Annotated in this window: 15 protein-coding genes; 6 read left to right on the forward strand and 9 right to left on the reverse strand. The window is 33.6% G+C overall.

Features of this window, described 5'->3' with window-relative positions; genetic code table 11:
• Positions 1–112: 112 nt before the first annotated feature.
• On the reverse strand, positions 113–1,447 hold the full coding sequence (locus GSY47_RS14040) for a PDZ domain-containing protein (RefSeq protein ID WP_179007086.1): 1,335 nt from the start codon (positions 1,445–1,447) through the stop codon (positions 113–115).
• 123 nt (positions 1,448–1,570) lie between these two features.
• On the opposite strand from GSY47_RS14040, the gene GSY47_RS14045 reads away from it, so the two are divergent.
• The 6 genes from GSY47_RS14045 (at position 1,571) to lgt (ending at position 6,953) form a co-directional block, all read left to right on the forward strand.
• Positions 1,571–2,767 (forward strand): pyridoxal phosphate-dependent aminotransferase, encoded by a 1,197-nt coding sequence (locus GSY47_RS14045; RefSeq protein WP_179007083.1) that lies wholly within the window; start codon positions 1,571–1,573, stop codon positions 2,765–2,767.
• Between the two features lie 187 nt (positions 2,768–2,954).
• On the forward strand, positions 2,955–3,626 hold the full coding sequence (folE, locus tag GSY47_RS14050) for a GTP cyclohydrolase I FolE (RefSeq protein ID WP_091495932.1): 672 nt from the start codon (positions 2,955–2,957) through the stop codon (positions 3,624–3,626).
• 37 nt (positions 3,627–3,663) lie between these two features.
• The gene (locus GSY47_RS14055; RefSeq protein WP_179007080.1) at positions 3,664–4,053 is read left to right on the forward strand and encodes a four helix bundle protein; all 390 of its coding nucleotides are present in this window, start codon (positions 3,664–3,666) and stop codon (positions 4,051–4,053) included.
• Between the two features lie 67 nt (positions 4,054–4,120).
• Positions 4,121–5,602 carry a cysteine--tRNA ligase gene (gene cysS, locus GSY47_RS14060; protein ID WP_179007077.1) on the forward strand — a complete coding sequence of 494 codons (1,482 nt, stop codon included), beginning with the start codon at positions 4,121–4,123 and terminating at the stop codon, positions 5,600–5,602.
• A 108-nt stretch (positions 5,603–5,710) separates the two neighbouring features.
• On the forward strand, positions 5,711–5,959 hold the full coding sequence (gene yidD, locus GSY47_RS14065) for a membrane protein insertion efficiency factor YidD (protein ID WP_109192474.1): 249 nt from the start codon (positions 5,711–5,713) through the stop codon (positions 5,957–5,959).
• A gap of 61 nt (positions 5,960–6,020) precedes the next feature.
• Entirely contained in the window at positions 6,021–6,953 is a 933-nt protein-coding gene (gene lgt / locus GSY47_RS14070; RefSeq protein ID WP_179007074.1) for a prolipoprotein diacylglyceryl transferase, read from the forward strand.
• Positions 6,954–6,960: 7 nt separating this feature from the next.
• Here lgt and GSY47_RS14075 read toward each other — a convergent pair whose 3' ends face one another.
• The 8 genes from GSY47_RS14075 to GSY47_RS14110 form a co-directional block, all read right to left on the reverse strand.
• Entirely contained in the window at positions 6,961–7,623 is a 663-nt protein-coding gene (locus tag GSY47_RS14075; RefSeq protein WP_179007071.1) for an acyloxyacyl hydrolase, read from the reverse strand.
• Between the two features lie 81 nt (positions 7,624–7,704).
• A complete protein-coding gene (gene secDF / locus GSY47_RS14080) occupies positions 7,705–10,698 on the reverse strand; it encodes a protein translocase subunit SecDF (RefSeq protein ID WP_219071415.1) in 2,994 nt (997 codons plus the stop codon).
• Between the two features lie 225 nt (positions 10,699–10,923).
• Complete coding sequence (gene mdh / locus GSY47_RS14085; protein ID WP_179007063.1) at positions 10,924–11,859, reverse strand: malate dehydrogenase; 936 nt, start codon at positions 11,857–11,859, stop codon at positions 10,924–10,926.
• A gap of 110 nt (positions 11,860–11,969) precedes the next feature.
• Positions 11,970–13,910 (reverse strand): DNA topoisomerase (ATP-hydrolyzing) subunit B, encoded by a 1,941-nt coding sequence (gene gyrB / locus GSY47_RS14090; protein WP_179007060.1) that lies wholly within the window; start codon positions 13,908–13,910, stop codon positions 11,970–11,972.
• Between the two features lie 291 nt (positions 13,911–14,201).
• Entirely contained in the window at positions 14,202–15,818 is a 1,617-nt protein-coding gene (gene asnB / locus GSY47_RS14095) for an asparagine synthase B (protein ID WP_179007057.1), read from the reverse strand.
• Positions 15,819–16,134: 316 nt separating this feature from the next.
• Complete coding sequence (gene asnB, locus GSY47_RS14100; RefSeq protein ID WP_179007054.1) at positions 16,135–17,811, reverse strand: asparagine synthase B; 1,677 nt, start codon at positions 17,809–17,811, stop codon at positions 16,135–16,137.
• A gap of 433 nt (positions 17,812–18,244) precedes the next feature.
• On the reverse strand, positions 18,245–18,694 hold the full coding sequence (locus GSY47_RS14105; protein WP_179007051.1) for a hypothetical protein: 450 nt from the start codon (positions 18,692–18,694) through the stop codon (positions 18,245–18,247).
• A gap of 77 nt (positions 18,695–18,771) precedes the next feature.
• Positions 18,772–19,302 carry a GNAT family N-acetyltransferase gene (locus tag GSY47_RS14110; protein ID WP_179007048.1) on the reverse strand — a complete coding sequence of 177 codons (531 nt, stop codon included), beginning with the start codon at positions 19,300–19,302 and terminating at the stop codon, positions 18,772–18,774.
• Between the last annotated feature and the right edge of the window lie 2 nt (positions 19,303–19,304).

The raw sequence follows: 19,304 nt of genomic DNA on the forward strand, positions 1-19,304 counted from the left end.
ATTTTTGTTAAACATAGTAAAATATCTAAGTACAAAACTAGTTTTAACAAACATTTTTTCACAAAAAAATATCCAAAAGTAATAAATTATAACCCTAAAAAAAAAATTCTAATTATTTAAGATTTTGAAGCTCATCCACCAATTTTACTCTGTATTTTAAAACTAAACTGTTGCGTTCCACTTCTAAATCTATCCAAATATCTTCTTCAGATTTTAAAAGATTATTAATTTGTTCCAGTGTATATACGTAAGGACGTTTTTTATTTATGCTTACAATAATGTCTCCTTTAAGTAATCCCGCTTTTTCCGCTGCAGAATTTTTACGCACATTGACAATTTCATAAACAGGTTTAAGAGCAAACTTATATCTAAAATTGTTATCGTTTTCCCTGCTGCTAACTTCTCCCATTGATGAAGCGACCTGCACCGTTTCTAAATGAACCGTTTCCTGAACCCACTGTAATCCGTTGTGCTGAATTGTAATTCCGCTTTTATTATACGTAAAAGGTTCAGAAAATCTGCCGTTTTTCCTTAAATACAGCTCTTTATCTTGATAGTTGATAACCAAAGTAAATCTTTTAAGAACCTCGCCTCCTACTGAACCTATGCGTCCTGGAACCATTCTTACATTTCGAATAGAAAGCGAATCAGGAAATGAGACGATAGGTTTCTTAAAATCAAATTCATCTATAGAAAATTTGTCAATCCTTGCTCGGTGTCCTTCTATATCACCACTGAATCCCTTTCCTAAAAAATCTGGGAAATTCCTTTCTGGAAGTTGAATTTTATCATTTTTAAAAATCCAAAATGCATCACTGTTTCCAATGTCGATAAGAAGTTTCGCTGGAATTTCTACATTATCTACTGTGGCAGTAGTTATCAAATAAGGTTTTGATCTTTCAATGGTTATTGGAATTTTCTTAAACTTTCTGTCCAGCTTTTCTTGAAACTTTTTATTCGGAACATGCACTATAATTTTCTTTTTCTGATAATTAATTTCCACCAAATTATTCTTAAAGAATTTATGTCCAATAATTCCGTTTACAGGAATTCCAATATGAGAAGACAAATTAAAGTTTTGATCTAAAATAATATAAACAAGATGGTCATTAGATTTCAGACCGTGCGTTTCTAAAATATTTTTTGTCGACTTCAATCCTTCTATTTCTTCTTCGCTGCCCAATCCACGAAGTTTGATTTTTTGTACATTGTTGAAACTTACTTCTTGTTTTTCTTCCATGCTGAATAAAATGGTTTCTTCGACACCCGAATCCAACAGAAAATTAAGCTCAATTCCGTTTACTTTTATAGGAATAAAAATGAGATTATTAATCAGTTTAAAAGGTATTACAGCCTTTGTTGCATTGTTCTCTAATAAAAAATCGCCTTGTCCAAAAAGCCAAAAAGGTAAGAATAACCCAAAAAACAATACTAGATATTTTTTCATTGACAATATTTTATTATAAAATTAGTAAATATTTCGATAATTGTTACATTTCTCTAAGTACCCGTATTGTTTACGTTAAATTCGAAAAAAAAATGCAAATTTGCACTTCAATAATTTATACTCATGCCAACAATTTCACACAAGGGAAGAAACATGCCCGAATCTCCGATACGCAAGCTGGCTCCTTTTGCTGATTTAGCAAAACAAAAAGGACACAAGGTGTATCACTTAAACATTGGTCAACCGGATATCAAGACACCGGAAGTGGCCATCGAGGCGGTAAAAAGTATTGATTTAACTCTTATAGAATACAGTCCGTCTGCCGGATATGAAAGCTATAGAAAAAAATTAGCTCATTTTTACCAGCGTCAAAACGTAAACGTTAACACAGAAGACATCATTGTAACTACTGGTGGCTCTGAAGCCTTACTATTTGCGCTGGCCACAATTACAGATCCAGGAGATGAAATCATTATCCCGGAGCCTTTTTATGCTAATTATCATGCGTTTGCATCTTCTACAAGTGCGACTGTAGTGCCTTTAGTTTCTTCTATTGAAACTGCATTTGCACTGCCAAGCATTGAAGAAGTTGAAAAACTAATTACACCAAAAACAAAAGCCATTCTGATTTGCAATCCTGGAAATCCGACTGGATATTTATATTCTGAAGCCGAAATTAAACAGTTAGCGAGTTTAATTAAAAAACACGATTTATATTTAATCGCCGACGAAGTATATCGTGAATTTTTATACGATGGAGACGAAGTGCATTTTTCTGTAATGAATTTGGAAGATGTACAACAAAACGTAATCATGGTAGATTCTGTTTCTAAACGTTACAGTATGTGCGGAGCAAGAATTGGTTGTTTAGTAACTAAAAACAAAGAAGTTTTAGCAACGGTAATGAAATTTGCTCAGGCGCGCTTGAGCCCGCCGACAATCGAACAAATTGCTTGTGAAGCTGCGATAGATACGCCTCAAAGCTATTTTGACGAAGTGATTTCTGAATACAAAGAGCGACGCGATACACTAATTGCTGAACTTAATAAAATTGATGGAGTTATAGTAACAAAACCTAAAGGAGCTTTTTACTGTATTGCACAGCTTCCAATAGAAGATTCTGATGATTTTGCGCAATGGCTTTTAGAAAGTTATAATCTAAACGGCGAAACGGTAATGATTGCTCCTGCCAAAGGTTTTTACTCAACACCTGGAATGGGATTAAATCAAGTTCGTATTGCTTATGTTCTAAATAAAAAAGATCTGATTACTGCTGTAAATATTTTAAAAGAAGCTTTACAAGTTTACAACAACAGATAAAAAACAATAAAACTTAAACACTCAAAAGACAATAACCATTTTCGTTATTGTCTTTTATTTTTTGATTCAATTTTAAATTATATCCAAAAAGGAGTAATTAAATCGTAAAAACCATAGAAAAGGTTTCCCATTTATTAATTATCTTTACCGCCTTAAAAAGATATACCCATTATAATAGTAGTTTTTAATGATAAATAACGAAGATTTTTTAGACGAAATTGGTGACAGTCACTTCAGCAGTAATGCAAAAAACCCTTTAAGAGCAGATGCTTTTGATATCACTGACGAAGAAAAAATAGAAAAAATAAAAAAAGATGTTGAAAACATTCTGCAAACTCTTGGAATGGATTTAACTGATGACAGTATTAAAGGCACTCCAAACCGAGTGGCTAAAATGTTTGTAAAAGAGATTTTTGGAGGCTTAAATCCTGCAAAACAGCCAAAAGCTTCTACTTTTGACAACAATTATAAATATGGCGAAATGCTGGTAGAAAAAAACATCACTGTTTATTCTACTTGCGAACACCACTTATTGCCAATCATCGGGCGCGCACATGTAGCTTACATTTCAAGCGGAAGAGTTATTGGTTTATCCAAAATGAATCGTATTGTCGAGTATTATGCAAAAAGACCTCAGGTTCAAGAGCGTTTAACAATGCAGATTGTTCAAGAACTTCAAAAAGCTTTAGGAACTGAAGATGTTGCCTGCGTTATCGATGCAAAACACCTTTGTGTAAATTCACGCGGTATTAAAGATATCGAAAGCAGTACGGTGACTTCTGAATTTGGAGGAAAATTCAAAGATCCACAAACAAAAAGAGAATTTCTTGATTACATTAAACTAGATACTCAGTTTTAAAAAGTTTATTGTTTTTTGTTAATAGTTTATTGTTCTGATGGCGAAAATAGAAAGATTTGAAGATTTGGAAATTTGGAGACTGGCACGAGAAATCTGTCAGCAAATCGAATTTTTAATTCAAAAAACAAACTTAAAAACAAACTATTCTCTAAAAGATCAAATCGACAGAAGTTCAGGTTCAGTTATGGATAATATTGCTGAGGGTTTTGAACGAAATGGAAATAGAGAATTCATCAATTTTTTAAGTATGGCAAAAGGTTCCGCTGGCGAGGTTAAATCGCAATCTTACAGAGCTTTTGACAAAAAACTGATTTCTGAAGAACAACATTTAAAACTAAATGAAAGTGTTGAACTAGTAAAAAACAAAATTGGAGCAATGATGAACTACCTTAATAATTGCGAAATCAAAGGATTAAAGTTTAAATAACATTTTCAACCAAAAACAATAAACCATAAACAACAAACCATAAACAACAAACATTTAAGTTAAAAATATGCCACTATATAGCAGTCAACCCTTAAAAATATACAATTCACTATCTGGTGAAAAAGAAGATTTCAAACCCATCCATGATGGAAATGTTGGAATGTATGTTTGTGGACCTACAGTATATAGTAATGTTCACTTAGGAAATGTTAGAACTTTTATGTCTTTTGATGTAATCTTTAGATATTTTCTTCATCTGGATTATAAAGTTCGTTATGTTCGTAATATTACTGACGTGGGGCATATCGTAGATGACGTTGATGAAGGTGAAGATAAAATTGCTAAAAAAGCACGTTTAGAGCAATTGGAACCCATGGAAGTAGTACAGCGTTATACTGTAGATTTTCATAATATTCTTAAAGCTTTCAACTTCTTGCCTCCAAGTATTGAACCAACTGCGACTGGACATATTATTGAACAGATTGAAATCATCAAAAAAATAATTGATAAAGGCATTGGATATGTTGCTAACGGATCTGTGTATTTTGATGTTGTAAAATACAACGAAACTAATAATTATGGCATCCTAAGCGGTAGAAATATCGATGATATGCTTGCCAACACACGTGATCTTGACGGACAATCTGACAAAAGAAACCCACAGGATTTTGCACTTTGGAAAAAAGCCGAGCCAGAACACATTATGAGATGGCCTTCACCTTGGAGTGATGGTTTTCCTGGATGGCATTTAGAGTGTACCGCTATGAGTACCAAATATCTTGGTAACCATTTTGACATTCATGGAGGCGGAATGGATTTAAAATTCCCTCATCACGAATGTGAAATTGCTCAAAATGAAGCCTGTACAGGTCAGGCCCCGGTAAATTACTGGATGCATGCCAATATGCTGACTTTAAACGGAAAGAAAATGGCTAAATCGACTGGAAACAATATTCTTCCAGGCGAAATTCTTAGTGGCGATAATAATATCTTAAGCAAACCATTTTCTGCGTCTGTAACCCGTTTCTTTATGCTTCAGGCACATTACAGAAGTATTTTAGATTTTTCTGACGATGCCATTGTTGCCGCTGAAAAAGGATATAAAAGATTAATGGAAGCAGTTGATGCTTTACCAAATCTTACAGCAGGAAATTCAAGTTCTATCGATTTTGCAGCTTGGAAACAGCTTTGCTACGATGCCATGAATGATGACTTTAACACGCCAATTTTAATTGCGCAGTTATTTGAAGCTGTTCGTTATGTCAATTTAATAAAAGATGGTAAAGAAACTATTTCTGCAACTGATTTAGCAGATTTTACTACAGCTGTAAATGCTTTTGTATTTGATGTTTTAGGACTTAGCGACGAGAAAAATGCTGATGGTGATAATGACAAATTAGAAGGTGTAGTTAATATGCTTATTGGAATGAGAAACCAAGCTAGAGCAGATAAAAACTTTGCACTTTCTGATCAAATTAGAGATCAATTAATTGCTTTAGGAATTCAGCTAAAAGACGGAAAAGAAGGAACTTCCTTTAGTATACAATAAAACAAGTGTTCAGTATTCAGTTTTTTAGTGTTCAGGTTTAAACTTTTGAGCCAAACAAACACCAAGTACTGAATACTGATAAACTTAACACTGAACACTAAAAAAAAAATGTTATCCAAAATCCTTATATACCCATTTGTATTGCTGGTGCGTTTTTATCAAACTGCAATTTCCCCGTTTACTCCGGCATCTTGTAGATTTGAACCTACCTGCTCTACTTATATGATTCAGGCTTTACAAACGCATGGATTGTTTTATGGTGGATTTCTAGGAATAAAGCGTATTTTAAGTTGTCATCCATGGGGAAGAAGCGGTTATGATCCTGTACCGGAAAAGAAATGCAATCACAAACATTAACCTTTTATAAAACGGTACTTTACATTAAATATCTATTTTTACAATATATAAAACATTTTACATGACACACGCCTTAAATTTTGTTTGGAATCCTTCAGAAGGAATCAATTTAGGATTTTTTATGATTCGCTTTTACAGCTTAATGTTTGTAATTGCCTTTCTTTTGGGATGGTTTTTAATGAAAAAGATTTTCGAAAGAGAAAATGAATCATTAGAAAAACTGGATTCTTTATTTGTATGGACGGTTCTTGCCACTTTAATTGGGGCACGTTTAGGTCATGTTTTCTTTTATGATTGGGAATATTTCAGAAATCACTTATTAGAAATCTTCCTTCCATTTCGATTTGAACCAAAATTTGAGTTTACTGGATTCCAAGGATTAGCAAGCCACGGAGCGGCAATTTCTATTATTGTTGCAATGTATTACTACAGCAAAAAGATTTTAAAGCGTCCGCTTTTATGGATTCTAGACCGTATTGTTATTCCGGTTGCCAGCGGTGCTATTTTTGTGCGTTTGGGGAATTTCTTTAATTCAGAAATTATTGGTAACGAAACGACATCTTCATTTGGAATTCGTTTTTTACATGATGCATTCAGCAAAAATGAAGCCGTACAAAAAACCGGGATTGCTGACCCAAAAGAAGCTTATAATGCAATTGCAACCAATCCAAAATTTGCAAGTTTATTAGCAGAAGTTCCTGCGAGACATCCTGCACAATTGTATGAAGCATTCTCTTATATTTTTGTGTTTGCTATTTTATATTTCTTATACTGGAAAACAAATACCAGACTTAAATCTGGTTACTTATTCGGATTATTTTTAGTTCTTTTATTTGTAGTACGATTTATTGTTGAATTTGTAAAGCAAAGCCAAGGAGGTATTGAAGAGAACTTAGGTTATTTCTCTACAGGACAATGGTTGAGCATTCCATTTATCATCATCGGATTATTCTTTATCATTAGAGCACAAAGAAATCCTTTAGCAGAATCATAAAAATACTTTACTCAATATAAAAACGCCCAATATCTTTAATATTGGGCGTTTTCTTTTTATAACTGATCGAGATACCAAACTCTACATTTCTTGTATTATAACCCGCATTTGAGCTCCCTAAGCCTGCATTAGAAACATGCCTTACATTCGGGCGGACATCAAATCGAAATTTATTATAATCTATTGTAAGACCAAACGCAAAAACATCAGCAAAAGCAAACCCTTTTGACATTCTTTCGGTTTCAGTGTCGGTAATCATTGGACCAATACTTCCTAAGACATAGCAAGAATAAATATTTCCAATTGGCTTTCTCACTATAAAACCAAGATTAAGAACATATTCATGTATATTTTTTAACCGCAAAAATTCGATACGTTTCTGTTCAAAATTAGGCGTTTCGGGTTTTACAAAATACAAATTCAAAAGCTGGTGTTTACCAAAATTAATCTCGGGCTCGATTAAAATTTCATATTGAAATTTTTTGGTTTCATTAATCTTCCAATAGAATTGCGCTTTATAAAAATGGTTAGTAAAAGTATAATCTGTATTATTAAATTCACTTCCAAAACCATAACTGGCACCCAATCTGTAGTTATCATTTTTCTCTTGCGCTTGAAGCTGAAAGAATGTGGACAATAGAAGAATAAAGAATATTCGTTTTGGAATCATAAATCGTTTTTGAGGTAATAAAAACATAAAAAAAAGATCCAGTTTTCACTGGATCTTTTTAGTAATAAAAATAAGGTTTAATTATGCCTTATTGTGTTTGTCTTCAATTGTGTGTTTCTCATCATTTGAAATCGTATCAACCAATACTGGCGTAGCGATAAATAATGAAGAATAAGTACCTACAATAATACCGATTAACATCGCGAAGATAAATCCTCTAATAGATTCTCCACCGAAGATAAACATTGTTAATAATACAATGATCATCATTAATGAAGTATTCAACGTTCTTGATAATGTAGTATTAATAGAAGCATTTACGATATCTTCGAAACTTCCTTTACGGTTTCCGATGATAAACTCTCTCACCCTGTCAAATACAATTACTGTATCGTTCATTGAGTAACCAATTACAGTTAAGATCGCAGCAATAAAGTGCTGATCCATTTCCATGTGGAAAGGCATGAATTTGTAGCATAATGAATAAACTCCTAATACGAAGATTACGTCATGCGCAACAGCCGCAATCGCACCTAATGAATATTGCCATTTACGGAAAGATACCATTAAGTATAAGAAAATAACCGCCATTGCACCAAGTACTGCCCAGTATGAGTTTGTCTTGATATCCTCAGAGATAGAAGCTCCTACTTTAGAAGCCTGTAATACTCCAACAGTTTTACCATTGTAAGAGTTGATGAATTTATCGTAAGTAGTATTTGGGAAATATTTCTGCAAAGCAGCATATAATTTTTGGTTTACTTCCTCATCGATAGCTACACCATCTTCTTTAATTTTATATTTAGTTGTGATTTTTAATTGATCATCATCACCTAAAATTTTAGCCTCAACTGGAGTACCAAAAGCTGCAGACAATTCATCTGAAACTGCAGTAGCATCTACTGCTTTCTCAAATTTAACCTGGAAAGTTCTTCCTCCAACAAAATCCACACCTTCATCTAATCCGTTAACGAAGAAGATAGAAACTAAACTTACTACAGTTACAATAGAAGAGAAGATATAAGTGAATTTTTTAACTTTAATAAAGTCAAAGTGGAAATTAGTAAACCAGTTTTTAGTAATGCTTGTAGAGAAAGTTAAATCTGCTTTTCCTAAAATATTTCTGTCGATAAAAATTCTAGCGATAAAGATAGAAGTAAACAATGAAGTTACGATACCGATTAATAACGTTAATGCAAAACCTTTAATTGGCCCTGTTCCAAAGATAAACAAGATAGCTCCAGTTAAAACGTGAGTAACGTTAGCATCAATAATAGAACGCATTGCACCGTGCCATCCGTAAGAAGCTTGAACAGCTTCAGAAAGAGATTTTCCTTCACGCAATTCCTCTTTTGCTCTTTCGTAAATAATAATGTTAGCATCTACCGCAGTACCTAATGTAAGTACGATACCTGCAATACCTGGTAATGTTAATACAAAACCAAAACTTGCCATAATTCCGAATAAGAATAGTAAGTTCAATAATAACGCAAGGTTTGCATACCAACCAGCTTTACCATAATAGAACACCATCCAAACACAAACTAATAAGAATCCTAATACAGAAGAAATTGTACCTGCATCAATAGCAGCTTGTCCTAAAGATGGACCAACAACTGTTGATTGAATAATATCTGCAGAAGCTGGTAATTTACCTGCATTTAATACGTTTGCTAAATCTTTAGTTTCAGCAACATCAAAAGAACCTGTAATTTCAGATCTTCCTCCAGCGATTGGACCACTTGTAACACCAGGTGCAGAATATACGATGTCATCAAGAACAATAGCGATATAGCTTTTCTGAGCAAATGCTCTTCCAGTCAATTCTTCCCAAACTTTAGCACCTTGGCTATTCATCTGCATAGAAACTGCAGGTTTACCCATTTGGTCAAAAGTATCTTTTGCATCAGTAACAACACCACCGCTCATTGCTGGGTTATTATCTCTGTTTCCTTTTAAAGCATATAATTCAACAACTTCAATATCTTTAGCACTTGCTAAATCTTTTGCTTTTTGATCTTTTATTGTAGTTGGTTTACTCCAAACAAATTTTGCATAATGTTGGTCAGCAGCCAATAAAACTCTAATGTCTGGTCTTTTAAAATAAGCATTGATTGCTGCTGTATCTTTTGGTGCAAAATAACCCAAAACTGGTCCACCACCATTACCAATAATTTTGTCAAATAAAGGATTGTTTCCTTTTTTAGCTGCAGTAGAATCTTTAGTTTCATCTGTCAATAAAGCGTTCAATGAATCTTTAGCAACAGTTTTAGTTTCTACTTTCTTAACTTCAGTTTTCTTTAATGCTTCGTTAGCCGCAACTAAGAAGTTTCCAATTTCTTCAATTTTATAAGTTTCCCAGAACTCTAATTGAGCTTTTCCACCTAATAATTTTTTAATTCTATCTACATCCTTAGCACCTGGAAGCTCTACTAAGATTCTTCCTGTTTCTCCTAATTTCTGGATGTTTGGTTGTGTAACACCAAATTTGTCAATACGCTCTCTTAATACTTTAAAAGCACTTTCTACAGACTCATCAACTTTTCTTTTGATTACTTTTTGAACTTGAGCATCAGACATTTGGAAATCTACTCCACCATCTCCTTGAAGACTTCTGTTAGCAAAAATATCTGGCGATGCCAATTTCACAGTTCCTTTTGAATTTGCCTCAAAAGCTTCAAAGAACTTATTTAAATATGTTTTGTTTCCTTCTAAATTTGCAGATGCATCAGCTAATGATTTATTAAAAACTGGATTTTTAGAATTATTAGCCAAACCTTTTAATACATCTTTAATAGAAATTTGAAGAATAACATTGATTCCTCCTTCTAAGTCAAGACCTTTATTAAGCTGTTTGTTTTTCACTTCATTATAAGTGAAATCAGTAAAACCAAGATTTAATACTTTTTCTTTACCAATAGAATCTAAATATTTCAGCTCTTTATCTGGATTGTCTCCTGCAAAAGCTTTGGCTTCACTTTTGACGCCATTTGCCACAAAAGTGAATGATAGTTGGTAAATACTTACCAATGCAAATAGAATTGCGAAAAATTTAATAAGTCCTTTATTCTGCATTATTACTAAAAATTAATTATGTTTTATTTTTGTTTTTGTTTTAAAGTCCCATAAAATAAGCCCTGACATGATTTTTTAAAACAAAAATACGAGATCACGAATTACCAATTTTTTTTTAAACCGAGCAAATATATAATTAACGAAAATATTAACCAATTTATTTATTAATTAATCTCAAAAAAAAAGCTGCAAAAGTGCAGCCTTTTCTCTTTTTTGCGGTTTTTATTATACTAAAATCGTTTTTAGAGCATCATTCATGCTGCGAACTGCATCTGCACTTTTCGCAAATAATGCTTTTTCCTGATCGTTTAAGTTAATATCTAAAATTTCTTCCACACCATTTTTGCCAATTATACATGGAACTCCTATACAAATATCATTTTGACCATATTCTCCTTCCACAAAGACAGAACAAGCAATCATTTTCTTTTGATCGTTCAAAATACTATCAACTAAATAAGCTACTGAAGCTCCAGGAGCATACCAAGCAGAAGTCCCAAGCAATCCTGTAAGTGTCGCTCCTCCTACCATAGTATCTGCTGCTACTTTTTGAAGCACGTCTTCTGAAAGAAACTCTGAAACTGGAATTCCATTATAAGATGCTAAACGAGTTAACGGAATCATAGTTGTATCTCCATGACCTCCAATTACCATAGCTGAAATATCATTTGCAGGTTTATCTAAAGCCAGAGAAAGATAAGTTCTAAAACGTGAGCTGTCTAAAGCGCCACCCATACCTATAATTCTATTCTTTGGAAGACCTGTTGCTTTTAAAGCCAAATACGTCATCGTATCCATTGGATTTGACACTACGACAATAATTGTATCTGGAGAATATTTTAATACATTTTCAGCAACTGCTTTTACAATTCCTGCATTTATACCTATTAATTCTTCTCTTGTCATTCCGGGCTTTCTTGGAATACCTGATGTAATTACAACTACATCGCTTCCTGCAGTTTTAGAATAATCGTTGGTGACACCTGATACTTTGGTATTAAAACCAGTATTTGTAGCACACTGTGTAATATCCAGTGCTTTTCCTTCTGCAAAACCTTCTTTAATATCCAACAATACTACTTCGCTTGCAATTCCTCTATAAGAAATAACATCTGCACATGTAGCTCCAACATTTCCTGCTCCTACAATGGTAACTTTCATATTTTATACTTTATCGGTTATTAATACTGCCTATTCTTTAAAAAGGCAATTCGTTTAATTGTCTAGTAAATTTAAACAATTAAACGAATTGAAATTATTAATTTTTCATTTTATGCATCAATATTTGCATAAACTGCATTTTTCTCGATAAACTCTCTACGAGGCGGTACTTCATCACCCATCAACATAGAGAAAACTTGGTCAGCTTCTGCCAAACTATCAATATTTACCTGACGTAAAGTTCTGAAATTTGGATCCATTGTAGTTTCCCATAATTGCTCCGCGTTCATCTCTCCAAGACCTTTATAACGTTGAATGTTTGCACTTCCTCCCATTCTTTCGTTAGCTTGATCACGCTGTACATCATTCCAAGCATATTCTTTTTTGTTTCCTTTTTTAACTAAGTACAAAGGCGGCGCTGCAATGTAGACGTGGCCTTCTTCAATAAGCTCTTTCATGAAACGGAAGAAGAACGTTAATATTAAGGTAGAAATGTGACTACCATCGACATCGGCATCACACATGATGATTACCTTATGATATCTTAGTTTTTCAAGATTTAACGCCTTACTATCTTCAGCAGTTCCAACTGTTACTCCTAAAGCTGTAAAAATATTTCTGATCTCTTCGTTTTCGAATACTTTATGATGCATCGCTTTTTCAACGTTCAAAATCTTACCACGTAATGGCAAAATCGCTTGAAAGTTACGATCACGTCCTTGTTTCGCTGTTCCACCAGCCGAATCTCCCTCGACAAGGTAAACCTCACATCTTGCTGGATCTTGTTCTGAACAGTCAGATAATTTTCCTGGCAATCCTCCGCCACCCATAACGGTTTTACGCTGTACCATTTCACGTGCTTTTTTCGCTGCGTGACGTGCTTGGGCTGCTAAGATTACTTTCTGGATAATCAATTTTGCATCATTTGGATTTTCTTCCAAATAATTCTCTAACATTTCTCCAACTGCTTGAGAAACTGGAGAAACAACTTCTCTATTTCCAAGCTTAGTTTTCGTTTGTCCTTCGAACTGAGGTTCAGAAACTTTTACCGAAATAATTGCTGTTAATCCTTCACGGAAGTCATCTCCAGCAATTTCGAATTTTAATTTATCTAATAAACCTGAAGCATCAGCATATTTTTTAAGTGTTCTTGTTAAACCACTTCTAAAACCTTGTAAATGCGTTCCTCCTTCGTGAGTATTGATATTATTTACATAAGAGAAAATATTCTCTGTATAACTTGTATTATAAATCAAAGCAACTTCTACCGGAATTTCACCTTTATCATTATCCATGCTGATAACGTGAGAAACAATTGGCTCACGGTTACCATCTAAATAACGGATGTATTCTTTAAGTCCTTCATCAGAATGAAACACTTCACTTCTAAATTCACCTTTATCATCAACTTCTCTCTTATCCGTAAATGTGATTGTAATTCCTTTGTTTAAGAAAGAAAGCTCACGCATACGTGCTGAAAGTGTATCGTATGAAAACTCGGTAGTTTGTTGAAAAATAGTATCATCAGGAAAGAAAGTCTGACGTGTACCTCTTTTTTCTGTTTCTCCAATTTGTTTTACTGGATATAAAGCTTTTCCTCTTTCGTATTCCTGCTCATAAATTTTACCTTCTCTAAATACGGTAGATTTCATATGAACCGAAAGGGCATTTACTACAGAAACCCCAACTCCGTGCAAACCTCCAGAAACTTTATATGAATCTTTGTCGAATTTACCTCCAGCACCAATTTTAGTCATTACAACTTCAAGTGCAGAAACACCTTCTTTTTTATGTAAATCAACTGGAATACCACGTCCGTTATCTTCAACTGTAACAGAACCATCTTCGTTTATTGCAACACTAATAGCGTCACAATGTCCTCCCATGGCCTCATCAATAGAGTTATCAACAACCTCATAAACTAAATGATGCAGTCCTCGAACCCCTACATCTCCAATATACATCGATGGACGCATTCTTACGTGCTCCATTCCTTCTAATGCCTGAATACTATCTGCTGAATAATTGTTCTTCTTGATTTCTTCGCTCATATAATTTATTCTAATAAATGTATTTATTGTCTAACAGGCAAATATATGAAAACGCAGGCTATATACCCAGTAAAATACCACATAAAGCACTTAAGTTATCAACACAATTGTCTGAAAAACCCAAAAAAAATCCAAAAGCGAACTTTAAATTCTAATTTTCTTAAATTATAAATTATAAAACTGGAAATAACGTAAAAAATTAAAAAGCCGAAACTACATTTGAATGCATTTCGGCTTTTCTATATGTACTCCAATCTTGGAATTTGGAATTTATTTTTTTGAATTTAGCTCTTAAACTACCACTCCAGATTTTACACTTTCAAAATTTCCCTGTAAGTGTGCTGCATTTGCTCTTCCGCTTGGATCAAGATTTTCCTGCCATTTTGGAATCCATTTACGCACAGTTTGTGCTGCACTGACCTGTGGATAATATTTATGAAAAATAGAGCGGTACAAATAAGCTTCTTTTGTCGTTGGAGAATTATACGGAAATTCTGCATTTGCACCCGCTAATTGTTCGTCTGTAACTTGAGAAGCACAATATTCAATTAATTCATCAACCCAATTGTAACCTACCCCATCAGAAAATTGCTCTTTTTGACGCCACAAAACTTCTGAAGGCAAATAAGGATCTTCTGGTGTATCAAAAGCTTTTCTTAGAATGTATTTTTCAATTCCATCATATGTTTTAGGCTGTTTTTCTTCTGTTTTGATTCGGATATTTGTATCTAGGAATGCGGTATCCAAAAACGGGAATCTCACTTCCAATCCGTGAGCCATTGTGGTTTTGTCCGCACGAAGTAAATCTGCCGTAAACAACTTCTGAACTCTTTCTATTGTTTCATCTTGAAATTCCTCTGTTGAAGGCGCATTTCTAAAATACAAATGACCTCCAAAAACCTCATCTGCTCCTTCTCCTGACAAAATCACTTTTATTCCTTGCTCAGCAATCGCTTTAGAAAGCAAATACATCGGCACTCCGGATCTTACCGAAATAATATCATACGTTTCGATATGATAAATTACTTTTTCTAAAATCTGAACTCCTTCTTCTACAGAAAAATGAATTTCATGATGCTCTGTTCCTAAAAATTCAGCTGCTTTTCGCGCCACAATATTATCTGGAGAATCTGCATCTAAACCAATTGAGAAAGAATGTATTTTTTGCCCATTTTCTTTTAAAAAACGAGAAGCAATAGAAGACGTTAAAGAAGAATCCAGTCCTCCTGAAAGTATTACTCCAACTGGAACATTTGCCAACAAACGTTTGCTTGTTGCATCGATTAAACTCTGACGAACGACATTTAAATCTAAAGGCTGATCTGCATTTTTATGATCTTCGTACTCTGGACGGTAATATTTTACAAAACCCGTTTTTGCTGTATAATAATGTCCTGGAGGAAAAGTTGAAAACGATTTGCACTGATCTGCAATAGATTTCATTTCTGAAGAAAAATAAATACGTCCTCTTTCGTCCAAACCATAATATAAAGGCTTCACACCAATTGGATCACGACCTGCAATATATTTATCACCATCAATTACCACAAAAGCAAAATCACCATCGAGTTTGTTACAAAAATCATAACCAAATTCTTCATAAAGATGTACAATTACTTCTGAATCCGATTCTGTTCTAAAAGTATGATGTTGTAAAACTGTTTCTTTAAGTTCTTTATAATTGTAAATCTCACCATCATGAACCATCCAAGCTTTATTAGTTCCTTGAATTGGCTGCTTTCCCGAATTAAGATCAATGATTGATAGACTTTCATGACAAAGTATACTGCCATTTTCCATAATATGAACATCACTTTCATCAGGGCCTCGATATGACATTCTTTCTGAAAGTTCTTTAACAAGTTTGGGGTCTTTTCCTTTACCAATTACGGCTAACAATCCAGACATACTATTCTATTTATTATTATATTGTATTGTACAAAACTCAAAGCAAGCTGTACATTAAAAAATCATTAAAAATTTTCACTAAAAGCAAAACTAAAGATTATTTTTTGCTTTCCTAATACTTTCCATATTAAAATCTTCGGGGATTCAATTTTATTTCGGAGAATGCCAAATATAAAAAAAGTAAGCTTACTAATTACCAAAAACTTTTTATAAAGAACTGAAATCTAGAATTTAACAATTTTAGACAAGAAAGACGTTCTTTTTCAAGAACGTCTTTCGGCAATATATATACTAATTCTAAAAATTAAACTCTTCTTTAGGCTTTTTCATAAGCATCATCGTGAACGCTTGCTACTGCTCTTCCAGATGGATCGTTCATGTTTTTGAAAGCTTCATCCCATTCCAAAGCGATTTTTGTGCTGCAAGCCACACTTGCTTCCTGAGGCACGCATAATGCCGCCGCATCACTTGGGAAATGCTCTGTAAAGATTGAACGATAGTAATATTCTTCTTTTGAAGTTGGTGTCTGTAATGGGAATTTGAATCTAGCATTCGCCAATTGCTCATCCGAAACTTCTCTAGCTACCACTTCTTTCAAAGTATCAATCCAGCTGTATCCTACTCCGTCTGAAAATTGCTCTTTTTGTCTCCAAGCCACACTTTCTGGAAGCATGTCTTCAAAAGCTTTACGAACTACCCATTTCTCCATAGGATGTTCTTTGTTGATCATTTTATCTTGTGGGTTGATGCGCATTGCAACATCCATAAATTCTTTATCTAAGAATGGCACACGACCTTCAATTCCCCAAGCTGCCAAACTTTTGTTCGCACGTAAACAATCATACATGTGTAGTTTTCCTAATTTACGAACGTTTTCTTCGTGAAATTCCCTAGCGTTTGGTGCTTTGTGGAAATATAAATATCCTCCGAACAACTCATCTGCTCCTTCTCCAGAAAGAACCATTTTGATTCCCATTGATTTAATCACTCTTGCCATCAACCACATTGGAGTCGAAGCTCTTACTGTAGTTACATCATACGTCTCAAGGTTGTAAATTACATCACGAACCGCATCTAGACCTTCTTGAATAGTGAATTTAATTTCATGATGAATAGTTCCGATATGATCTGCTACTTTTCTTGCTGCCGCTAAATCAGGCGAACCTTCTAATCCAACTGAGAAAGAGTGCAATTGTGGGTACCAAGCATCTGTAGTATCATCTGACTCAATTCTTTTTTGTGCAAATTTTTTGGCTACAGCCGAAGTAATAGAAGAATCTAAACCTCCTGAAAGTAAAACTCCGTAAGGAACATCACTCATTAATTGTCTGTGAACTGCCGCTTCCAATGCTTTTTTGATTTCCGGAATACTTGTTTCGTTATCTTTTACTGCATCATAATCAACCCAGTCTCTTTTGTACCATTGAACAAATTCGCCATCTTTACTTGATAGATAATGTCCTGGAGGAAATAATTCGATTTTTGTACAGTATCCTTCTAATGCTTTTAATTCAGAAGCCACATAAAAAGTTCCGTGCTGATCCCATCCAATATACAATGGAATAATTCCCATGTGGTCACGAGCAACAAAATACTCGTCTTTATCTACATCATAAATTGCAAAACCGAAGATTCCGTTTAGTTCATCAACAAAACCAACTCCTTTTTCTCTGTATAAAGCTAGAATAACTTCACAGTCACTTTCAGTCTGAAAGTTATATTTTCCTTCAAATTGTTTACGTAAATCTCTGTGATTGTAAATTTCACCATTAGCAGCTAAAACCAATTTTTTATCCTCTGTAAATAAAGGTTGTTTTCCTGAAGCTGGATCTACAATTGCCAAACGCTCATGAGAAAGAATTGCTTTATCATTACTATAAATACCGCTCCAGTCTGGCCCGCGGTGACGAATGATTTTTGACATTTCTAATACTTGAGGTCTTAACGCTTCGGCTTTTTGTTTAAGATCAAAGGCACATACAATTCCACACATAATATTCTATATTTTAATTTTAAGTTTTTAATTTGATAAGGCAAAGATGTAATATTAGTTACAATTGAAAAACACAAACCTCAATATCAATTACAATTATTAATCAAAAATATTAATTTACATGAAAAATGTAAAATTTAAAAGTAAAAATAAGCTTCAAACTTAAAAATTTCAATTTGGAGTCCGAAATTGGTTTAAAATTGAAAGTTTAGAATGTTTTTTTGAATTAAATTTTGAGTTATTTTGATATCAATGAAAGATTCGCAAAGAGGATACAGAAAATTGTTCTGGAATTACTGTTTATACAACTACTAGCAAACTGCTTGTTATTTCTGCCTCCTCAAAATGACAAGATTATCGAGAAGAATCTAAGGTTAATTCAACTTTGTCAAAGTTTAAAACTTTGACAAAGTTCTAGACTTAGTAAATAAGATTACTCAACACTTTGAATCGTATAATGCGTCTTATTAATTTCAAACTGAAATCCAGCCTTATTTCCCATTAAATGATTTCCTAAAGGAGATTGCGGAGAAAGTGCAATCACATTGATTCCATCAATTGCTATTTTAGGAAGAGCGACACTAACATATAAATAGATTCCGTTTGCTTTTACTAAACTTCCCAAAACAATATTTTCAGTAGATTTCAACGAATCGATTTTATCTAAAATGCTTTTTTGCTCAATCGCTTCTTTCAGTTTATTAGTCAATTTTTCCTGCTCGATATGCATCATCGACAATGCAGTTTCGTGTTTGTCACCGGCAGAACCTTTGGCATCGTTTTTTGAATCTTCGGTCAAGTTGGAAATCATGTCTCTAAAAACATCTATTCGATCTTGAACCATTTGTGTGTAGTGAGTGTATATTTTTTCTTTGAAGGTCATTTTTTTTAAAGATGCAAAGGTTTTTGTTTTGCCACAAAGGCACTAAGGCGCTAAGATAAGTCATTTTTTTTCTAATCTTATTCGAAAAATTCTTTTGGATAAATTACCTCACCGCTTACTCCTTCCAAACTATTTTCTACCAACGCGATAACCATGCAGTTTTCTGCAGGTACATCAAATGGCATTTTGATATTGTATTTTTCGCAGGGTTCATATCCGAATCTTGGATAATAATCTTTATGTCCTAACAAAATAATCGATTTATAATCTAAGCTTTTTGCTACTTCATGTCCATACAGAATAAGTTTGGAACCAATTCCTTTTCCTTGAAATTCAGGCAGGACTGAAACTGGAGCCAACGCCAAAGATTCAAATGCATGAGAATCATTTACAATCTTTAATTTGGTGAATAAAATATGCCCGACCATTTTACCTTCAAGTTCTGCAACAATAGATAATTCAGGAATAAAAGCATCAGATTCTCTAAGTCTTTCCACTAGAAACTGTTCTTTATGATCACTGTATTCTTCTTTCTCAAAAGCTTTTTCTATCAATTGAAAAACACTTTCAAAATCGTTTATATTCTCTTGACGTAATTTAATTTCCATAA

The sequence above is a fragment of the Flavobacterium quisquiliarum genome (genome assembly GCF_019308285.1).
In the GTDB taxonomy this organism is placed as follows: Bacteria; Bacteroidota; Bacteroidia; order Flavobacteriales; family Flavobacteriaceae; genus Flavobacterium; species Flavobacterium quisquiliarum.